The 4,119-nt window shown below is 60.4% G+C and carries 3 protein-coding genes; all 3 read left to right on the forward strand.

The window, feature by feature from the left end:
* A partial coding sequence (locus tag WCA53_RS13645; RefSeq protein ID WP_423910946.1) for a DUF4118 domain-containing protein occupies nucleotides 1-2,437 on the forward strand: 2,437 nt, incomplete at its 5' end.
* Nucleotides 2,434-3,132 carry a two-component system response regulator KdpE gene (gene kdpE / locus WCA53_RS13650; RefSeq protein ID WP_423910949.1) on the forward strand — a complete coding sequence of 233 codons (699 nt, stop codon included), beginning with the start codon at nucleotides 2,434-2,436 and terminating at the stop codon, nucleotides 3,130-3,132. The genes WCA53_RS13645 and kdpE, both read left to right, overlap by 4 nt.
* A 40-nt stretch (nucleotides 3,133-3,172) precedes the next feature.
* The gene (locus WCA53_RS13655; RefSeq protein WP_423910952.1) at nucleotides 3,173-3,514 is read left to right on the forward strand and encodes a hypothetical protein; all 342 of its coding nucleotides are present in this window, start codon (nucleotides 3,173-3,175) and stop codon (nucleotides 3,512-3,514) included.
* Nucleotides 3,515-4,119 lie beyond the last annotated feature (605 nt).

The following is a 4,119-nucleotide window of genomic DNA, read 5'->3' on the forward strand; positions in this document are numbered from 1 at the left end:
CAAACGGTGGCAGGACGTGTATGAACTGCTCGACGCCGGCATTGATGTGTACACCACCGTCAACGTCCAGCACCTTGAAAGCCTGAACGATATCGTCGGGCAGATCACAGGCATCCGGGTATGGGAAACCGTGCCCGATCGCGTGTTCGATCTCGCCGATGAAGTCACGCTAGTCGACTTGCCAGCCGAAGAATTGCTGGACCGCATGCGCGATGGCAAGGTGTACTTACCGCAGCAGGCAGCGAACGCAGTACGCAATTTCTTCCGGAAGGGAAACCTGATCGCCCTGCGCGAACTGGCTTTGCGCCGGACAGCGGATCGCGTGGACGCGCAGATGCGCGAATATCGCGCGGACCAGTCAATTAGCCGGATCTGGCAGGCGCGCGAACGGTTGATTGCGTGTATCGGCCCCGGTCCTGAAAGCGCAACGCTGGTTCGGTACGTGGCTCGCCTCGCCTCAAGTCTCAAGGCGGACTGGCTCGCAGTCTATGTCGAGACGCCCAAGCTGCAGCGCCTGGCTGATGTCTCGCGCAAACGCACCCTTGATGCGCTCAAGCTTGCTTCCGAGCTGGGCGCGGAGACCGTCACGCTCGACGGCGCCGACGCGGCCGCGACGCTCGTCGCCTATGCGCGGATGCGCAATGTCTCCAAGATCGTGGCGGGCGCGCCCGGAGCGACTGCTTGGTGGTCCCTGTTTGATCCATCTGTCGCGCAAGCGCTAGTGCGCTACGCCGACGATATCGATGTAACGCTGGTCGGCACGGGCGCGGCTAAAGAACCGGGGGCGAGCGGTGCCCCGCGATTCGCTGGCGTGCCTGACGGCACGAGATCGCGCCCCAATGCGTACCTGTATGCAATCGGTATCGGCGCGGCCGTGACGGTGCTCGCGAGTGGGCTCGCGCGCCACATCGATCTGACCAACCTGGTGATGCTGTACCTGCTCGCCGTCATATTCGCGGCGGTCAAGCTCGGACGCGGACCCGGCGTGCTGTTGTCGTTCCTGAGCGTCGCCGCATTCGATTTTTTCTTCGTGCCACCGAAGTGGTCATTTGCAGTCACCGATACCCAATACCTGCTGACCTTCGTCGTCATGTTGCTCACGTCGCTGACGATCAGTCACCTGACATCGAACCTTCGGCTGCAAGCGCGGATCGCGTCGTTGCGCGAACGCCGCACGAGCGCAATGTACGCGATGACACGAGAGCTCGGCGGCGCGCTGATGACCGAGCAGATCATCGAAATCGGCACGCGTCACGTAGGCGAAATATTCCAGGCGCGAGTTGCAATCCTGCTGCCCGACAGCGCGGAGAAGGTCCGCCAGAAAGTCGACGATCCGAATCCGCACGTCACGGTCGATGCTGCGAGTCTGGACATCGATATCGGGCAATGGGTGTACGACCAGCAAAAGCCTGCGGGCCATGGGACCGACACGCTGCCTGCCGCAGACGCGCTATACCTGCCGCTCAAGGCGCCAATGCGCACACGAGGCGTTCTCGCATTGATCACCGAGCGGGCCGATGAGCTCGCGGCGCCTGAACAGCAACGCATGATCGACACATTCGCGTCGCAGATCGCGCTCGCACTCGAACGCGTGCATTACGTCGAGATTGCACAGGACGCGCTGGTCAACATGGAATCGGAGCGGATGCGCAACTCGTTGTTGTCGGCGATCTCGCACGACTTGCGTACGCCGCTGACGTCGATCGTCGGATTCGCTTCGGTTCTCGAAGAGCGACAGCGCATGCCCGAGCCGTCCGGGCCGCTTGACCCATTCGATCCGTCCGATGGTGCCGACAGCACCTCGCAGGAACTTGTTCACGCCATTCATGAAGAGGCACTTCGCATGAGCGGCCTGGTGACCAATTTGCTCGATATGGCCGGGCTTCAGGGTGGCAGCATACGACTCAACCGGCAATGGTCGATGATCGAAGAGGTGGTTGGCGCGGCGCTGGCGGTGTGTCGCCGAACGCTTGGGGTGCGACCGGTGCAAGTGCGCGTTCCAGCAGACCTTCCGCTGGTCCAGCTTGACGCCGTTCTCATGGAGCGGCTGCTAGCCAACCTCTTCGAGAATGCCGCGAAGTACACCCCCGAGGGTACGCCGCTATCGATCGATGCCGTGTTGGAACAACATGGTAACGATCGGTGTGTGAGAGTTCGCATCGACGACCATGGTCCGGGTTTGCCTCCAGGGGCACAGACAAGCCTCTTCGATAAATTTACGCGTGGAGAGAAAGAATCGGCTAAGCCGGGCATTGGATTGGGTCTTGCGATTTGCCGGGCTATTGTTGGGGCACACGGCGGAAAGATCGGCGCCGAGAATCGCATAGGCGAGGGCGGGAAAGTCGTAGGCGCGCGCTTCTGGTTCACGTTGCCGGTCAATGATTCGCCCCCGCTCGACGAGCTTGTTGAAGATGATCGCGATGGAGAACATTCGTGAGCGAGCGCGGAGTGACTGTCGTTGTCATTGAAGACGACAAGCAAATACGCCGCTTCGTGCGTACCACGCTCGAGAGCCAGAACATGACCGTGTTCGAAGCGGAAACCGGGCAGCAGGGCCTGCGTGAGGCGGCGTTTCGCAAGCCCGAGTTGATTGTGATCGACCTTGGGTTGCCGGACACGGACGGTATCGACGTCATTCGCGAGTTGCGCACGTGGACGGAGCAGCCCGTGATCGTACTGTCGGCTCGCACTAACGAAGAGGCCAAAGTAGGCGCGCTTGATGCCGGCGCCGACGACTACCTCACCAAGCCGTTTAGCGTTTCAGAGCTGCTCGCGCGAATCAGGGCACAATTGCGGCGCCGGAATCGGGGTGGGCAGCAGGAAAAACCGCTGGTGCGCTTCGGTTCGGTGTTGCTTGATCTGTCTGAGAGGCGTGTTACGCGTGATGGAATCGCGGTACACCTCACGCCGATCGAGTACCGTCTGCTTACTACGCTGGTGCGCCATGCCGGGCGCGTGCTGACTCACCAGCAGTTGCTGCGTGAAGTGTGGGGGCCGGCGTATGTCGAGAACCAGCATTATTTGCGCGTCTACATGGGTCATTTGCGACACAAGCTCGAAGTTGATCCGGCACAGCCGGTTCATATCGTGACTGAGACTGGGGTAGGCTACCGGCTGACAGGCACGCAGTAATAGATACGCGAACGTGACGTTCGGTGAAACGGAGGCAATCATGAAGTTGAGTACGGTAATGCGGATCAGAGGGGTCTTGAAGGTGGTTGCTGTCGCCATGATAGGGAGTCAGGTGCTGACCGCGGCGTTCCAGTTTGCCGCTCAGCAAATTGCGCTCGACACTACGGCGATGGAGATCTCGATTTTCAGCTTCGTTACTTGCGGGCTGGTCAGCTTGTGGCTGCAGTCGGATGCGCGGCGCGCGTATGGGCTGGCACGCGAGAAGAACTGCGTTACGCCAGTCGATAAAAGGAATCCCGCGTTGGTCGTTTCGGCGGATTGCCCTAAGCGGTGGCTGGTTATTTTGCATATTGAAATGAATCCGGGGGCGGTGGGGCTGTAGGGCGCGCTGGCGCTTGGGGGTGGGTGGGGGCCTTTGCTTGCGGCGAGTGTGGGGACAGCGTTGAGTCCTCCTGCTTACGTGGTCGGTCTGCTTAAGTCGGATTTTCTTGCTTATTTCTGTTAGCCCCTGTTCGGGGCGGAACTTCATTTTTGCAAACGCGCAAAGAAACGAAGCAAAGAAACGCGTTTTGAACCGCCAATTTTTAAGTGTCGTCGACGCTCATTTCAGGCTTTTGGCCCGAACGTAGCGCGGCCCCGAACATTTAACCGGCAGTTGAACACCCGCCTCAAGCGCAAGCAGCGCGCACACGCTTCGCCTCGACAGCCCCAGCTCGGCGGCGAGTCGTGTGCTCGTACCACCAAAGCGCTTCGTCCTCGCTTTTTCATTTCGCGTCGCACTTCGCAAAATCCAGGCAAGTCAAACCCAAACCCGCGAGATTTGCGGCCGGCCTTGGCCGGGCCCTGCCGTCGTACGACGCGGTCCGTTAGCTGGAGTGGGTTGGGTCCTTAGAGGCGAAGCGTGTGCGTGCCGTTGGTGCTTGAGGAGGGTGTTCGACTGCGGGTTGATGGATGGGGGCCGCGCTACGTTCGTGCCAAAAACCTGAA

This window comes from Caballeronia sp., assembly GCF_049581465.1.
GTDB lineage: Bacteria > Pseudomonadota > Gammaproteobacteria > Burkholderiales > Burkholderiaceae > Caballeronia.

Coding starts and splice junctions, on each gene's coding strand:
- WCA53_RS13655 (WP_423910952.1), top strand. CDS start 3,173: ATGAAGTTGAGTACGGTAATGCGGATCAGAGGGGTCTTGAAGGTGGTT.